Annotated in this window: 10 protein-coding genes; 4 read left to right on the top strand and 6 right to left on the bottom strand. The window is 70.9% G+C overall.

Annotation, left to right across the window (positions count from 1 at the left end; all coding sequences use genetic code 11):
• Positions 1-409 precede the first annotated feature (409 nt).
• Positions 410-3,379, bottom strand: a complete 2,970-nt coding sequence (gene uvrA, locus VFZ70_04925; protein ID HEX6255134.1) for an excinuclease ABC subunit UvrA — start codon at positions 3,377-3,379, stop codon at positions 410-412.
• A 205-nt stretch (positions 3,380-3,584) separates the two neighbouring features.
• On the opposite strand from uvrA, the gene VFZ70_04920 reads away from it, so the two are divergent.
• The 3 genes from VFZ70_04920 (at position 3,585) to VFZ70_04910 (ending at position 7,596) form a co-directional block, all read left to right on the top strand.
• Entirely contained in the window at positions 3,585-5,948 is a 2,364-nt protein-coding gene (locus VFZ70_04920) for an EAL domain-containing protein (protein ID HEX6255133.1), read from the top strand.
• 12 nt (positions 5,949-5,960) lie between these two features.
• Positions 5,961-6,704 (top strand): MBL fold metallo-hydrolase, encoded by a 744-nt coding sequence (locus VFZ70_04915; protein HEX6255132.1) that lies wholly within the window; start codon positions 5,961-5,963, stop codon positions 6,702-6,704.
• A gap of 61 nt (positions 6,705-6,765) precedes the next feature.
• Positions 6,766-7,596, top strand: a complete 831-nt coding sequence (locus tag VFZ70_04910; protein HEX6255131.1) for a hypothetical protein — start codon at positions 6,766-6,768, stop codon at positions 7,594-7,596.
• Positions 7,597-7,650: 54 nt separating this feature from the next.
• Here VFZ70_04910 and uvrB read toward each other — a convergent pair whose 3' ends face one another.
• A complete protein-coding gene (gene uvrB, locus VFZ70_04905) occupies positions 7,651-9,714 on the bottom strand; it encodes an excinuclease ABC subunit UvrB (GenBank protein ID HEX6255130.1) in 2,064 nt (687 codons plus the stop codon).
• Between the two features lie 10 nt (positions 9,715-9,724).
• Positions 9,725-10,363, bottom strand: a complete 639-nt coding sequence (locus tag VFZ70_04900; GenBank protein ID HEX6255129.1) for a hypothetical protein — start codon at positions 10,361-10,363, stop codon at positions 9,725-9,727.
• A gap of 117 nt (positions 10,364-10,480) precedes the next feature.
• On the opposite strand from VFZ70_04900, the gene VFZ70_04895 reads away from it, so the two are divergent.
• Positions 10,481-10,924 (top strand): DUF559 domain-containing protein, encoded by a 444-nt coding sequence (locus tag VFZ70_04895; protein HEX6255128.1) that lies wholly within the window; start codon positions 10,481-10,483, stop codon positions 10,922-10,924.
• 172 nt (positions 10,925-11,096) lie between these two features.
• Here VFZ70_04895 and VFZ70_04890 read toward each other — a convergent pair whose 3' ends face one another.
• From VFZ70_04890 to VFZ70_04880, 3 genes are read right to left on the bottom strand one after another with little or no spacing between them, the layout of a single operon-like run.
• The gene (locus tag VFZ70_04890) at positions 11,097-12,566 is read right to left on the bottom strand and encodes an NTP transferase domain-containing protein (GenBank protein HEX6255127.1); all 1,470 of its coding nucleotides are present in this window, start codon (positions 12,564-12,566) and stop codon (positions 11,097-11,099) included.
• Between the two features lie 20 nt (positions 12,567-12,586).
• Positions 12,587-13,753 carry an XdhC family protein gene (locus VFZ70_04885; GenBank protein ID HEX6255126.1) on the bottom strand — a complete coding sequence of 389 codons (1,167 nt, stop codon included), beginning with the start codon at positions 13,751-13,753 and terminating at the stop codon, positions 12,587-12,589.
• Positions 13,746-14,933, bottom strand: a complete 1,188-nt coding sequence (locus VFZ70_04880; protein ID HEX6255125.1) for a VWA domain-containing protein — start codon at positions 14,931-14,933, stop codon at positions 13,746-13,748. Before VFZ70_04880 ends, VFZ70_04885 begins: the two co-directional genes overlap by 8 nt.
• Between the last annotated feature and the right edge of the window lie 6 nt (positions 14,934-14,939).

Genomic DNA, 14,939 nt, shown 5'->3' with positions numbered 1-14,939 from the left:
GCCGGCGCCACGTGGTGCCGGCCGTTCTGCGGCCCACGCACACCCACATGGCACGCGCGCGGCCGGGTCCACTGGCGGTGGCGCCCAGGCGGGGCCGGCGTCGGGTGGGCAACCTGCCCCGGGTGCACGTCGACGGACGGGCGTCGGCGCAGAACGACCCTGGTACGAGTAGGACCAAGGACCTGGTGCGCGCGGCGCGGTCGCGCGGCGCGGTCAGCACCGCCGACCCTTCCACCATGGCCGGTCGCCGCCCGCGGTCGTGGTCCGGCGCTGACGCGGCAACGACGCTCGCGCGTCGGCGAGCGCGTTGCGGGTCGCCTTGTAGCCGCGTCGTTCGAGCATCGTCTGCCGCCCCCACCTCGCCCGAGCGGCACACCCACGCCGGCGCCGTCCACGGCGCCGGCGAACGTCACGCGCGGGCGAGCAACGGGCGCAGGAACTTCCCGGTGTAGCTCGCCCCGACGTCCGCCACGTCCTCGGGCGGCCCCTCGGCCACGATGCGGCCGCCGCCGCTGCCGCCCTCGGGTCCCAGATCGATGATCCAGTCCGAGGTCTTGACGACGTCGAGGTCGTGCTCGATGACGATGACCGTGTTGCCCTTGTCCACCAGGCGGTGCAGCACCGACAGCAGGCGGCGGACGTCCTCGAAGTGCAGTCCCGTGGTGGGCTCGTCGAGGATGTAGACCGTCTGACCGGTCGCGCGCTTGCGCAGCTCCGACGCCAGCTTCACCCGCTGGGCCTCTCCCCCGCTCAGCGTCGTCGCGGGCTGGCCGAGGCGCACGTAGCCGAGGCCGACGTCGACCAGCGTCTGCAGATGGTGGGCGATGGTCGGGATCGAGCCGAAGAACGCCAGCGCCTCCTCGGCCGACATGTCGAGCACCTCGCCGATGTTCCGGCCGCGGTAGCGCACCTCGAGCGTCTCACGGTTGTAGCGTCGGCCGCCGCACACCTCGCAGGGCACGTACACGTCCGGCAGGAACTGCATGTCGATCTTGATCGTGCCGTCGCCCTTGCAGGTCTCGCAGCGCCCGCCCTTGACGTTGAAGCTGAACCGGCCCGGCTGGTACCCGCGCACCTTCGCCTCGGTCGTCGCAGCGAACAGCTTGCGGATGTGATCGAACATCTTCGTGTAGGTCGCGGGGTTCGACCTGGGTGTGCGGCCGATCGGCGTCTGATCGATGCCGACGACCTTGTCGATCCTGTCGAGCCCGTCGATCCGGCGGTGCCGGCCCGGGACGGCGCGCGCGTCGTAGACGTGCCGCATCAGGGCGGTCTTGAGGATGTCGTTGACCAGGGTCGACTTGCCCGAGCCCGACACACCGGTGACCGCGACGAACAGCCCGAGGGGGAACGTCGCGTCGATCGCGTCGAGGTTGTGCTCCCGCGCGCCACGGACGACCATTTCCCGGCCGCGCTGCCGCGTCCTGCGCTGCGGGGGCACGGCGATCTCGCGGCGGCCGGCGAGGTAGTCGCCGGTGATCGATCCGTCCGCGGCCGTCAGGCCCTCCAGTGACCCGGAGTGCACGATGTGCCCGCCGTGCTCCCCGGCGCCCGGTCCGATGTCGACCAGGTGGTCGGCAGCCTCGATCGTCGCACGGTCGTGCTCGACCACGATGACCGTGTTGCCCAGGTCGCGGAGGCGCAGCAGCGTCTCGATCAGCCGTTCGTTGTCGCGATGGTGCAGTCCGATCGAGGGCTCGTCCAGCACGTACAGGCAGCCGACGAGGCCGGATCCGATCTGCGTCGCCAGCCGGATCCGCTGCGCCTCACCGCCGGCCAGCGTGGCGGCGGCCCGGTCGAGCGTCAGGTAGTCCAACCCGACGTCGAGCAGGAACCGCAACCGCACCCGCACCTCCTTGAGCACCCGTTCGGCGATGATCCGCTCGCGTTCCGTGAGCTCGAGGCCGGCGAAGAAGCGCTCCGCATCCTCGACGGACAGCGCGCACGCCTCGGCGATGTTGCGGCCACCGACCGTCACCGCCAGCACCAGCGGGCGCAGGCGCGCGCCGTCGCACGCGCTGCACGGCACCTCGCGCATGTACTCCTCGATGCGCTGGCGCACTGTGTCCGAGTCACTCTCGCCGTGTCGTCTGAGCAGTTGCGGGACGACGCCTTCGTAGGAGGCGCGGTACCGACGCTTGCGACCGAAGCGGTTGGTGTACGAGACCGTGACCGACAGACCCCCGGAGCGCCCGTACAGCAGCACGCGGCGCTGCCGTGCGTCGAGGTCGGCCCACGGAGTCGTGGGATCAGCGCCCAGGTGGTCGGCCACCGCCCGGAGCAACTGCTCGTAGTAGGTGGACTGGCTGCCGGTCGTCCACGGCCGGATCGCACCGTTGATCAACGGCCGCTGCGGGTCGACGACGAGCTCCGGGTCGACCTCCAGCCGGGTGCCGAGTCCGTGGCAGGTCTCGCACGCGCCGTACGGCGTGTTGAACGAGAAGTCGCGGGGTGCCAGCCGATCGAAGCTCAACCCGCAGGACAGACAGGCCAGGTGCTCGGAGAACACCGTCGTCTCGGGTTCGGCCTCCTCGCCGGCACGCGGCACGGTCTCGATCGCCGCGATGCCGTCGGACAGCCGGAGTGCCGTCTCGACCGAGTCCGCCAGGCGCCGTCGGATCCCCTCCTTGGCGACCAGGCGGTCGACGATCACCTCGATGGTGTGCTGCTCGTACCGGGCGAGCTGCGGCGGGTCGGCGAGGTCCACCACCTCGTCGTCCACGCGCGCCCGGGCGAAGCCCTGCGCCGACAGATCGGCCAGCAGCTTCTCGTACTCACCCTTGCGCCCCCGGACGACGGGTGCGAGCACCTGGAACCGGGTGCCCTCGGCGAGCTGCTCGATCTGATCGATGATCTGCTCCGCCGACTGCGGTTCGATCGGCTTTCCACAGTTCGGGCAGTGCGGTCGACCGATGCGCGCGTACAGCAGACGCAGGTAGTCGTAGACCTCGGTGATGGTCCCGACCGTCGACCGCGGGTTGCGGCTCGTCGACTTCTGGTCGATCGAGATCGCCGGCGACAGCCCTTCGATGAAGTCGACGTCCGGCTTGTCCATCTGACCGAGGAACTGGCGCGCGTACGCCGACAGCGACTCGACGTACCGCCGCTGGCCCTCCGAATAGATGGTGTCGAACGCCAGGCTCGACTTGCCCGAGCCGGACAGCCCGGTGAACACGATCAGGGCACCGCGCGGCAGCTCGAGATCCACGTCGGCCAGGTTGTGCTCCCGGGCACCGCGAACGACCAGCGCACCATCGTGACGCTCCCCGCCCACCGGCTCGCTGGCGCTCGCCCTCACCCTGCGCTCCCCGCCCACCGGCTCGCTGGCGCTCGCCCCCGCCCGCGTGCCACGCCCGCGTCCGGTCGACGTCGATGCCATGCGCAAGCTCCAGGGTATCGTCTGAAGTGAGCGGGACGCGCCGGGGATGGACCGCTCATGTCATTGGGACAACGGGCCCGGGACGGTGCCCGCCGCCGGAGAGAGTCTAGCCCGCGCCGGGTCGGAGCTTCGACGGCCACCATTTCGCAGACAACCGACGGTATGATTTGCACTACACCATGTATCGTGACGGGCGGATGCGGCTGTGGCCTGGTCGGTAGCGAGCACCGCAACGCTGGCGGTCGGCACCGCCACGCTCGCTGTCGGGGTGACCGCCCTGCGCATCGGCCGGCGACGGACGCGGCGCACGGTCGCGGCACTGCTGTTCGTCATCGGTGCGTGGAACCTCGCCTACGCCGTCGAGCTCGCGACCACGAGCCTGACCGTGGCGGAACTCGTGGGCGGCGTGGTGAAATACGCCGCGATCAGCCTGGTGCCGCCGACACTGCTCGTCTTCGTCTGCCAGTTCACGCGCCGGACCGATCTGATGACCCGATCCGCCGCCGTCGCGCTGGCGATCGAGCCCATCTGGGTCGTCACGATGCTCGCCCTCCCCTCGACGCGTGAGCTGATCCGCAGCTATGAGGAACCCCTGGCCGCGGACGTCGTGCCGCTGGTGGCGTCGGGTCCGCTGTTCTGGATCCACTACTGGTACGTGCAGATCCTGCTGATCGCCGGCTGCACCCTGCTGCTCACGTCGCTGGCGCGCCTGCCACGCACCGCCGGGCCACAGGTCCGGCGCATGCTGCTCGCGCTCGCGTTGCCCTGGCTGGTCAACCTCGTCATCATCTTCAGGATCGGTGGCTTCGGCCGCTTCGACGCCACGCCCGCCGCCTTCGCGGTGTTCGCGACCGTGCTGCTGTGGACGTCGGAGCGGTACGCCCTGTTCGACATGGTGCCGGTCGCGCGTGACCTCGTGATCGAGCGGATGAGCGACGCGATCCTCGTGCTCGACGACGAGCGAGCCGTCATCGACCTCAACCCGGCCGCGGTCGATCTGGTGGGACGCGAGAAGGTCCAGGCACTCGGCACGGCGGCGGGTGAGCTGCTGCGGGCCGTGCCGGAGGTCCGCGCGTTGCTCGACAACGTGTCCAACCTGGCCGCACGAACGGAGCTCGAGCTGGCCAACCCCGACCGGGGCGTGGTCCACCTGGACGCCGTCGCCACCCGCCTGCCATCGCCGGCGTCACTGGCGGCGGGCCATCTGCTGGTGCTGCGCGATGTCACCGAGCGCAAGCGCCTCGACGCCGAACTGCAACGGCTGGCCCACTTCGACACGCTGACCGGGCTCCCCAACCGCAAGTTGTTCATGGACCGGCTCTCGCAGGGCCTCGCCCGGGCCCGCCGTGACGGGACGCCGCTGGCGGTGCTGTTCTGCGACATCGACAGGTTCAAGCGCGTCAACGACACCCTGGGCCACGCGCACGGTGACGCGCTGCTGCGCGAGGTCGGGTCGCGGCTGCAGCACCGCGTCCGTCAGGGTGACACCGTCGCACGCTTCGGCGGCGACGAGTTCACGGTGGTGCTGGCCCAGCTCAGCCGCGCCGGCGACGCCGCACTGGTGGCGCGCAAGCTGCTCGCCGAGCTCGACGCGCCGATCGATCTGGGCGGCATGGGCGTGCAGGTGACCGCGAGCATCGGGATCGCCGTCTGGCCCCGCGACGGCGACGACCAGGAGACGCTCGTGCGCTGCGCCGACATGGCCATGTACCGGGCCAAGGCACTCGGCACGAACCAGGTGGCCTTCTTCACATCGGTCATCGGCAGGCGGGCCGCCACGAGGCACCGCCTGGAGGACGACCTGCGGCGCGCACTGACCGCGGACGAGTTCGAGCTGGCGTACCAGCCACAGCTGTCCATCGACGACACCGGCACACCGGGCCAGGTGGTCGGCGTGGAGGCTCTGGCTCGTTGGCGCCACCCGGAGCTGGGCACCATTCCGCCCGGCACCTTCATCCCACTCGCCGAGGAGCTCGGTCTCATGGGCGAGCTCGGCTGCTGGGTGCTGCGGACGGCGTGCCGGGACGCCAGAGCGTGGCGGGAGGAGCTGCACACAGCCGTGCCGGTCGCCGTGAACGTGTCGGGCCGGCAGCTCAACCCCGCCCTGCTCGCGCAGATCGACGATGCACTGCTCGACGCGGGCCTCGAACCGCCCCAGCTGGTCATCGAGCTGTCGGAGCGCACCGTGAGCAGCCACGGCGACCATGTCACCGCGCTGCTGGGCGCCGTCCGGGCGCGCGGAGTGCGCGTCGCCCTCGACGACCATGGCACCGGCGCAACGTCTGCGATGCGGCTCGCCAGCCTGCCCCTGGACGTCGTCAAGATCGACCGCTCGCTGGTCTCCGGGCTCGTGCGCGACGGTGACCATCGCGCGACCGCCGTGCTCGACGCGACCATTAACCTGGCCCACGGCCTGGGTCTGCTCGTCATCGGTGAGGGTGTCGAGCAGGCGTTGCAGCAGCAGCGGCTGGGACTGCTGGGGTGCGACGCGGTCCAGGGGCACCATGTGGCCAACCCCATGCCGGCGGCCGACCTGCTCGATGTGCTGGGCGACCACGCCACCAGGTAACGTCGTAGCGACATGCGCAGATCCCCAGCAGGCGACCCCGCCACGACGCCAGGCTCCCCGACGCTGACGGCCCGGCCCTTCGACGACCGCGGTCACGTCGAGCCCGCAGGTCCAGCGGCGCTGCGGCACATCCGCCATCCCGCGGCGACCCTGACGGTGACCAAGCTGTCGGTCGGCCCGATGGACAACAACTGCTACGTGTTGAGCGACGCGTCCGCCGGCACCGGCATCGTCATCGACGCAGCGGACGAGCCCGACCGCATCCTCGCGGCGATCGGGGACGTCGACATCACCGCCGTCCTGACGACGCACGGCCATCCGGACCACTGGCAGGCACTGGCGGCGGTCGCGCGCGCGACAGGGGCGCGGGTGCTGCACCACGCCGCCGACGCCCAGATGATCCCTGTGCCGGCCGACGGGACCGTCACCGACCGCGACATCATCTCGGTGGGAGCCGCGTCGGTCGAGGTTCGTCACACACCGGGGCACACCGACGGAAGCGTCTGCGTCCTGCTCTCGGGTGCAGCCGATGACCGACCCGACCACACCACGCACCTGTTCACCGGCGACACGTTGTTCCCCGGCGGACCGGGCAAGACGACCAACGCGACCGCCTTCGAGCAGATCATGGCGTCGCTGCGCCGGCAGCTGTTCACGCTCGACGACGACACGTGGGTTCACCCGGGGCACGGCGACGACACGACGCTGGGCACCGAACGACCCCACCTCGACGCGTGGGAGGCCCGCGGATGGTGACCCGACGCGCCGGCGATCCGGTGGCGCCGGGCATGGCACCGCGGTGCGGGAAGGAACCGACATGGTGATCGAGCTCGCGTCCGGTGACGACCGTGTGGTCGTCGACGAGGCCAACGGCGGCCGCCTGTCGTCGTTGCGCATCGGCGGAACCGAGCGGCTGATCGACGCCGCCGACGACCCCTTCGGATGGGGCGCGTTCGCCATGATCCCCTGGGCCGGGCGCGTCGCCGGCGCACGGATCGACGATCTCGACGTGACGCTCGAGGCCAACCACGGCGAGCACGCCATCCACGGCGTCACCTACGACCAGGCATGGTCCGTCGACCGCTCCGCCAACAACGCCGTCGAACTGCTCTGCCCGCTGCCGACGTCACGCTGGCCGCTCGGCGGCATGGCCGCCCAGCGGATCACACTGACCCGGGGCTGCCTCGACCTGGAGATCCAGGTGCAGGCCGGCCAGACACCGATGCCGGTCGCACTCGGCTGGCACCCCTGGTTCCGCAGACCTGACAAGGGCGACATGACGGTCGTCGTCGACAGCGTCTCGGTGCTCCAGACGTCCAAGGACCGCATCCCCACCGGCGAGGTCGTCAAGGCCGGGCGGAAGCTCGATCTGCAGCGGGGCGCCAGGTTGGGGCGCCGCCGCCTCGATCATGCGTACGTCGACGTCAAGCAACCGGTCGCCGTGCAGTGGCCCGACCTGTCGCTGACGATGGAGCTGCCGGTGACGCCCTCGACCGTCGTCGTCTACACGCCGGAGCACGCGGTCTGTGTCGAGCCGCAGACGGCGTGGCCGGACCCCTTCGCCCACCCCGAGCGATCGGGGGTCCGCCAGCTCGGGTCGCACGAGATCTTCAGCGCCAGCACCCGGTGGACGTGGGCGGCACACTGATCAAGCGTCACGCCGACGGCGGGGCGCCCCGGGGCGTCCGGCCGGCACCGGCTGTCAGCGCAGCGCGTCCTCCATCGCCCGCAGCTCGCGGCGCAGCTCGGTGATCTCGTCGCGGAGCCGCGCCGCGTACTCGAACTTCAGATCCGATGCGGCATCGTGCATCTCATCGGTCAGTGACTGGATGAGCTTCGCGAGATCGGCCTTGGGCAGGTCGGACACGTCGACCCCGTCGCCGTCACCCCGTCGGGTGCGCCGGTTCGGCGCCGTCGCCGCCGCGTAGGGCTGACCCGCCTCCGCCGCGCGGGCGATCTGGATGATGTCGCCGACCTTCTTGCGGATCGTCTGCGGGTCGATGTCGTGCTCTGCGTTGTAGTCCAGCTGCAGCTCACGGCGCCGGTTGGTCTCGTGCAACGCCCGGCGCATCGAGTCGGTCAGCTCGTCGGCGTACATGACGACCTGACCCTTCACGTTGCGCGCCGCACGCCCGATCGTCTGGATCAGCGACGTCTCCGACCGCAGGAACCCCTCCTTGTCGGCGTCGAGGATCGCGACGAGCGAGACCTCCGGCAGATCCAGGCCCTCGCGCAGCAGGTTGATGCCGACCAGCGCGTCGAACTCGCCCAGCCGCAGCTCGCGGAGGATCTCGATGCGCTGCACCGTGTCGATGTTGGAGTGCAGGTAGCGGACCCGCAGACCCGATTCGAGGAGGTAGTCGGTCAGGTCCTCGGCCATCTTCTTGGTGAGCGTGGTGATCAGGACGCGCTCGTCGTCGTCGGCGCGCCGGCGGATCTCACCGATCAGATCGTCGATCTGGCCCCTGGTCGGCCGGATGACGACCTCGGGGTCGACCAGGCCGGTCGGGCGGATGACCTGCTCGACGACGGTCGTCGAGACGCGACGCTCGAACGACCCCGGCGTCGCCGAGACATGCAGGGTCTGCGGGACGCGCTCGCGGAACTCCTCGAACGTCAGCGGGCGGTTGTCGCAGGCGCTCGGGAGACGGAAGCCGTGCTCGACCAGCACCCGCTTGCGCGACATGTCGCCCTCGTACATGCCACCGATCTGCGGGTTGGTGACGTGTGACTCGTCGATGACGCACAGGAAGTCGTCGGGGAAGTAATCGAGCAGCGTGTGCGGCGCCTCACCCGGGCTGCGCCCGTCGATGTGGCGCGAGTAGTTCTCGATGCCGGAGCAGAAGCCGATCTCGCGCATCATCTCGAGGTCGTAGCTGGTGCGCATGCGCAACCGCTGCGCCTCGAGCAGCTTCTGCTCGGCCTCGAGCTCGGCGAGGCGCTCCGCCAGCTCGGCCTCGATCGTCGAGATGGCGCGCTTCATGCGCTCGGCGCCGGCGACGTAGTGGCTGTTCGGGAAGATCCACGCCTCGTCGACCTCGCTGACGAGTTCGCCGGTCACGGGGTTCAGGCGCGTGATGCGGTCCACGGTGTCGCCGAAGAACTCGATGCGGAACGCCAGCTCGGAGTCGGCCGGGAAGACCTCGAGCGTGTCGCCCCGCCGGCGGAACTTGCCGCGGACGAAGTTCAGGTCGTTGCGCTCGTACTGCAGGTCGACCAGCTTGCGCAACACGCCGTCCATGTCGACGTCCTCGTCGCGCCGCAGCGCCAGCACGTGCTTCTCGTACTCGTCGGGTGATCCCAGACCGAAGATGCACGACACGCTGGCGACGATCAGGACGTCCCGGCGGGTCAGCAACGCCATCGTCGCGCGGTGGCGCAACCGCTCGATCTCGTCGTTGATCGACGAGTCCTTCTCGATGTAGGTGTCCGACGACGGGATGTACGCCTCGGGCTGGTAGTAGTCGTAGTAGCTGACGAAGTACTCGACCGCGTTGTGCGGGAAGAACTCCTTGAACTCGTTGGCGAGCTGGGCGGCCAGGGTCTTGTTGGGCGCCATGACCAGCGTCGGCTTCTGGACCGCCTCGACGATCTTGCTGGCCGTGTACGTCTTGCCCGAGCCCGTCACCCCGAGCAGCACCGTGTCGGTCTCGCCCGCCTCGATCGCCCGCGCGACGCCTTCGACCGCCCGCGGCTGGTCGCCGGCGGGCTCGAACTCGCTGACGACCTCGAACCGCCCCTCGGTCCGCGCCTTCGTCATGCTCATCGGCCCAATCCTAGGTGCGCCCCGACCCCCCGGCTCCCGCCCAGCCCCACCCTCCTGCCACCACCCCGACAACAGACCCCACCTCGACAACACGCCCCCACCTCGTGAAACGACGACCACCTTCGCGCTCCGATGGTGGTCGTCGTTTGGCAGGATGGTCGAGCACCAGCGTGGGTGGTTGCCCGATGCCGGCGTATCCACGTGAAATGTCATCCACCTCGTGATTCGCGCGTCGGACATCCACAGGCAGATCGGCGACGCAACACACGCGTGGCGCGGTTTCGACCACCCTGAGGACGTGAGCAGACACTCCGCCGATGCCGCCGCGATCGAGCTGATGAATCGCCAGCATGGTCATGCGCGCGTCGGCCAGCTCCTGAACCTGGGACTGTCGCGCGACCAGATCGCACGACGCGTGGAACGTGGCGTGTTCGACCGTGTCGCGCGCGGCGTGGTCGCTCTTCCCGGAAGGCGTGGCGACATCCAAGCGAGAGCGATGCGCGCGGTGCTGATCGCCGGCGACGGTTCTGTTGCGTGCCGCTGGACGGCGGCCGAGCTCCACGGCCTCGAGGCCCCGCGGCACCGGCAGGCGCATGTGCTCGTCGAGACCGCTCGGAGGCGACGACCGATCGACGACGTCGTGATCCATCGGACCAGGTACCTGCCTCCCCGGCACATCGTCCGGGTCGGGTCGGTTCCAACCACGTCCGTCCCACGGACCATCGCCGACTGTTCCACCGAGCTGGATGCGTGGTCGTCGCTCGCGATGTTGGACAGCTGTAGCGCCTCGCCGTCGCTGTGGCGGTCCATCCACCTCACCGCGGACGCGATGTCGAACGGCCGGGCCGGTGTGCGAGCCATCGCCACGGCCACCCATCCCGACGGGGCGCAGCGGTTACGGAGCGTGCTCGAGCGACGCGCTGCTGCGGCGCTCCGAGCGCACGGACTGCCGCCCGGTGAATGGAATGTCGCGTTGCACGACGCGCAGGGACTCATCCGCGAGGTCGACCTTCTCTATCGCGACGTCGGGCTGGTCGTCGAGTTCGACGGCCTCCGATTCCACACCCGACATGACCGCGCACGGCTGGATCGCTCAACGGACCGGCGCCTTCAGCTGCTCGGCATACGGGTGTTGCGGTTCGTCTGGCAGGACGTCGTGCACGACCCTTCGGGAATGGCCACCGAGGTCGCGCGAGCGCACGCAGCCTGACACCCTCACGTGCACCGATCACGTGGTGGTTGTCATTTCACCGCGTTGTGCCGTCATTTGACAACCACCTCGTGATCTGTGCCTGAAGGTGGTTGTCAAATCACGAGGTGGGTGTCGATTCGGGTGTCGGTTCGGGCGGGCCGGTGGCGTCGGCGAGGTCGTGGCGGGGCGGTCAGGAGCGGCGGCGCCAGACGATGATGAACAGCAGCAGGAGGACGGCGGCGACGGGCGCGGCGCGCTTGATGATCGACGGCCCGGCGACCTCGAACAGATCGATGGCCTCGACGTCGGGGCCGGACGTCTGCTTCGGCGTGGTGGCCTGGTTGCCGGCATGCGTGTCGGTGGCGCCGGACTCAGCCGTCGATCCGGCAGGGGTCGCACCGGAGGTCGCGGCGGCGGCCGACGGCGCGGCGGCTGCCGCGGCGGGCGCCGCCCCAGACGCGGGCTGCGGCGGCGCTGCACCGACCTGCTGGGTGATGGCCTGATCCGACGCGGCGGCGCTGCTGCCGTTGCTGCCGACAGCGGGCGTGCCGGCCGGCTGATCGACGGCCTCCTCGGCCGCCTCGTCGTCTCCGGACAGCTTCGTCGACAGGCACTCCGCGAAGCGGCCGATGAGCTTGCTGCCGACCTCGTTCATCACGCCCCGGCCGAACTGCGCCGGCCGGCCGGTGATCGCGAGGTTGCTGACGACGTTGACCTCGGTCTCTTCGTCGCCCTGCTCCTCCAGAGACGCCGAGATCGTCGCGTTGGCGGTCCCGCTGCCGCGCGTCTCCTGGGCGCGTGCCTCGATGACGGCGCTGTAGTTGTCCCGGTCCAGTTCGGTGTACGACGCCTTGCCCCGGTAGGTCACCTGCATCGGCCCCACCTTGACCTTCACGGTACCGGTGAACTCGTCCCCGTCGACGGAGTCGACCGACGCGCCGGGCATGCACGGGGCGATCCGCTCGATGTCGGTGAGCACCTCGAACGCCGCGTCCGCGCTGACGGGCACCGTGAATGTGTGCTTCAGTTCCATTGCTGCTCCTTTGCTGCCGGACGACCGTCGACACTGGGTGGGTTGGTTGGGATCGGGCTCTTTCGACAGGGCGTGCAGGTCGGCCTCGGTGTCGATGTCGCGCGGCGACGCGCGCGTGTCGCACGGTACCGGCTGTACCCACTCGGGGCGCTCGCGCAACAGGGCACGCGCCCCGCGGTCGCCGACGGCCGACGCCGCCGCGGCGTCCCAGCTCGCCGCGTCGAGCACCACGGGCGTGCGCTGCGCCCCGCCGTAGGTGGCGACCGCGACGACCGCACCACCGCGCCACGCCCGGATGAGATCCCGCACGACATCGGGCGCGACCAGGGGCTGGTCGACGAGCGCCACGACAGCGGCAGGCGCCCCGCTGCGGCGGGCGGCCGCGAGCCCCTCGCGGAACGATCCACCCATGCCGGACGCCCAGTCCGGGTTGTGGACAACCGTGACGTCGGTGTCAGCGAGCACGGCGGTCACCGCGTCCGCGGACGCACCGACCACGACCACGACCGGGGCGCAGCCCGCCAGCGTCAGCAACCGGACGCCGCGCCGCACGAGGGGCTCTCCGTGGAACGCGACGAGCGCCTTCGGTCGGCCGAACCGACTGCCTGACCCCGCGGCGAGCAGCACCCCGGCGGGCGGGGCGGGCCTCACCCGCTGCCGGCGCGGGCGATCGGGGCGGTCGACATCGATCCGTCGCCCCGTACCTCGTGGATGCGCCCGGACGTGTCGCTCAGCGGCAGCCCCGAGCCACCCCAGCGGCACTGGATCAGCTCGGCCGCGACTGACACCGCCGTCTCCTCCGGCGTGCGCGCTCCCAGGTCGAGCCCGATGGGCGAACGCAACCGCGCCAGCTCCTCCTCGGTCAGGCCCCGCTCGCGCAGCCGCTCGAGCCGCTCGTCGTGGGTGCGCCGACTGCCCATCGCGCCGATGTAGCTGGCGGGGCTGCGCAGCGCCACCTCGAGCAGCGGCACGTCGAACTTCGGGTCGTGGGTCAGCACGCAGATCGCGGTCCGCCCGTCGAGGGCGACGCGGTCCAGGTAGCGGTGCGGCCACTCGACGATGACCTCGTCGGCGTGAGGGAAGCGCTTGGACGTCGCGAACGTCGCCCGGGCGTCGCAGACCGTGACGTGGTAGCCGAGGAAGTGGCCGATGCGCGCGACGGCCGCGGCGTAGTCGATCGCGCCGAACACGAACATGCGGGGGCGCGGGGCGAACGACGAGATGAAGACCCGGACGTCGTCGAGGCGACGTTCGCCGTGCCGTCCGTAGCGCCGCTCCCCCGTCGCGCCCTGCTGCAGCATGCCGCGCGCGTCGTCGACCACCGCGACCTGCAGGCCCTCCGAGCCCAACCCGCCCTCGGTCCAGTCGGGTCCGATCAGCATGGCCTCGCCCCGCTGCGGCGGCGCCTCCTCCGTCGACGGGGCGTCGATGACGGTCGCCACCACGACGGGGTCCTCGGCGGCGATCGCGTCGAGCAGGCGTCCGAACCACGGGCGCGCCAAAGGATCGACGCGTTCCACGAAGACGTCCAGTTCGCCACCGCACGTCAGGCCGACCGCAAACGCCTCGTCGTCGCTGTAGCCGTAGTGGGCGAGTTCGGGCATGCCGCTCGCCAGCACCTGCTGGCCGAGCTGGTAGACCGCCCCCTCGACGCAGCCGCCCGAGACGCTGCCCGCGACCTCGCCGTCCGAGCCGACGGCCATGGCCGCGCCCGGTTGCCGGGGCGCACTCTTGCGCACGTCGACGACGGTGGCGAGCGCGAGCGGCTCCTCGGACTTCCACCATGCCTGCAGAGACGTCAGGATGTCACGCACGGATCGTCACCTCCCGGCCGGCGACGACGTCGGCCAGGTGCTCGTAGGACTCGAGACTATGCCCGTCGACGAAGTCGTCGACATACGGCAACGCGGCGACCAGGCCACCCACGAGAGGCTCGAAGCCCGGACGCGCACGCCGCGGGTTGGCCCACACGACGCGGTGCGCGAGCCGGTGCAGCCGCGCCATCTGCTCGCCGAGCAGAGCGGGGTCGTCGCGCTCCCATCCGTCGGACATCACCACCACGACCGCACCGCGGGCCATGCCCCGCTGCCCCCAGCGGTCGAGGAACGCCTTCAGCTGCGCACCGAGCCGCGTGCCACCGCTCCAGTCCGGGATGGCCGCCGCGACCGCGGCCATTGCCGTGTCGGCGTCGCGATGGCTGAGCTCACGAGTCAGCCGGGTGAGCCGCGTGCCGACCGAGAACACCTCGGTGCGGTGACGTGCGCGTGCCGCCGCGTGCGCGAACCGCAGGAGGGCGTCGGCGTAGGGCGTCATCGATCCACTGACGTCGACCAGCAGCACGACCCGGCGCGGCCGGTGCCGCGCCGACCGGTGGCGCAGCTGCGCGACCTCGCCGCCGCTGCGCAGCAGCGCCCGCACAGTGCGCGAGCGGTCGATGGCACCGACGCGGTCCGGCTGCCACCGCCGCGTCCGCCGTTGGGCGCCCGGAAGTGCGAACCGGGCGAGCAGGCGCTGCAGCTGCCGCCGTTCGTCATCGTCGAGCGACGCGACGTCACGGCGGCGCAGTACCTCGACGGAGCTGGCGTTGGCGACCAGCGCGGTCTGGTCCTCGTCGTCCTCTGGTTCTGACCGGTCCTCTGTGATCGACGGCAACGCGTACCCCGCGACCGGACGCGCCGGCACCTGCTGCGCCTGTCGCATGTCGGCCACACGACCGTCGAAGAACGCCGCGAAGACGGTGTCGTAGCGGCCGATGTGCTCGGAATGGCTGCACAGCGTCGCGCGGCCCGCCCAGTACACCTCTGTGCGGTCCCTCGCGTCGAGGTGGTCCAGGGCCGCGATGAAGCGCTGCACCCGGTCGGGACCGACCGGCAGCCCCGCACCGCGCAGCGCAGCGGCGAGCGCCACGGCGCCGACCACCGGCGCCGGGGCGTCCGCCCCGTTCGGCGACGCGGGCTCGTGCCGCGGGAGACCTCCGTTGCTCGTCGCGTCCATGCGCGT

The sequence above is a fragment of the Euzebyales bacterium genome, assembly GCA_036374135.1.
Taxonomy (GTDB): domain Bacteria; phylum Actinomycetota; class Nitriliruptoria; order Euzebyales; family JAHELV01; genus JAHELV01.
The sequence above is the reverse complement of the archived record's forward strand: the minus strand, read 5'-3'. Positions and strand labels throughout refer to the sequence as shown.

Excerpts from the sequence above, each read along its gene's own strand:
- uvrA (HEX6255134.1), bottom strand. The coding sequence starts at position 3,379 with ATGGCATCGACGTCGACCGGACGCGGGCGTGGCACGCGGGCGGGGGCG.
- VFZ70_04915 (HEX6255132.1), top strand. The coding sequence starts at position 5,961 with ATGCGCAGATCCCCAGCAGGCGACCCCGCCACGACGCCAGGCTCCCCG.
- VFZ70_04880 (HEX6255125.1), bottom strand. The coding sequence starts at position 14,933 with ATGGACGCGACGAGCAACGGAGGTCTCCCGCGGCACGAGCCCGCGTCG.
- VFZ70_04895 (HEX6255128.1), top strand. The coding sequence starts at position 10,481 with ATGTTGGACAGCTGTAGCGCCTCGCCGTCGCTGTGGCGGTCCATCCAC.
- VFZ70_04910 (HEX6255131.1), top strand. The coding sequence starts at position 6,766 with ATGGTGATCGAGCTCGCGTCCGGTGACGACCGTGTGGTCGTCGACGAG.
- VFZ70_04900 (HEX6255129.1), bottom strand. The coding sequence starts at position 10,363 with ATGGATCACGACGTCGTCGATCGGTCGTCGCCTCCGAGCGGTCTCGAC.
- uvrB (HEX6255130.1), bottom strand. The coding sequence starts at position 9,714 with ATGAGCATGACGAAGGCGCGGACCGAGGGGCGGTTCGAGGTCGTCAGC.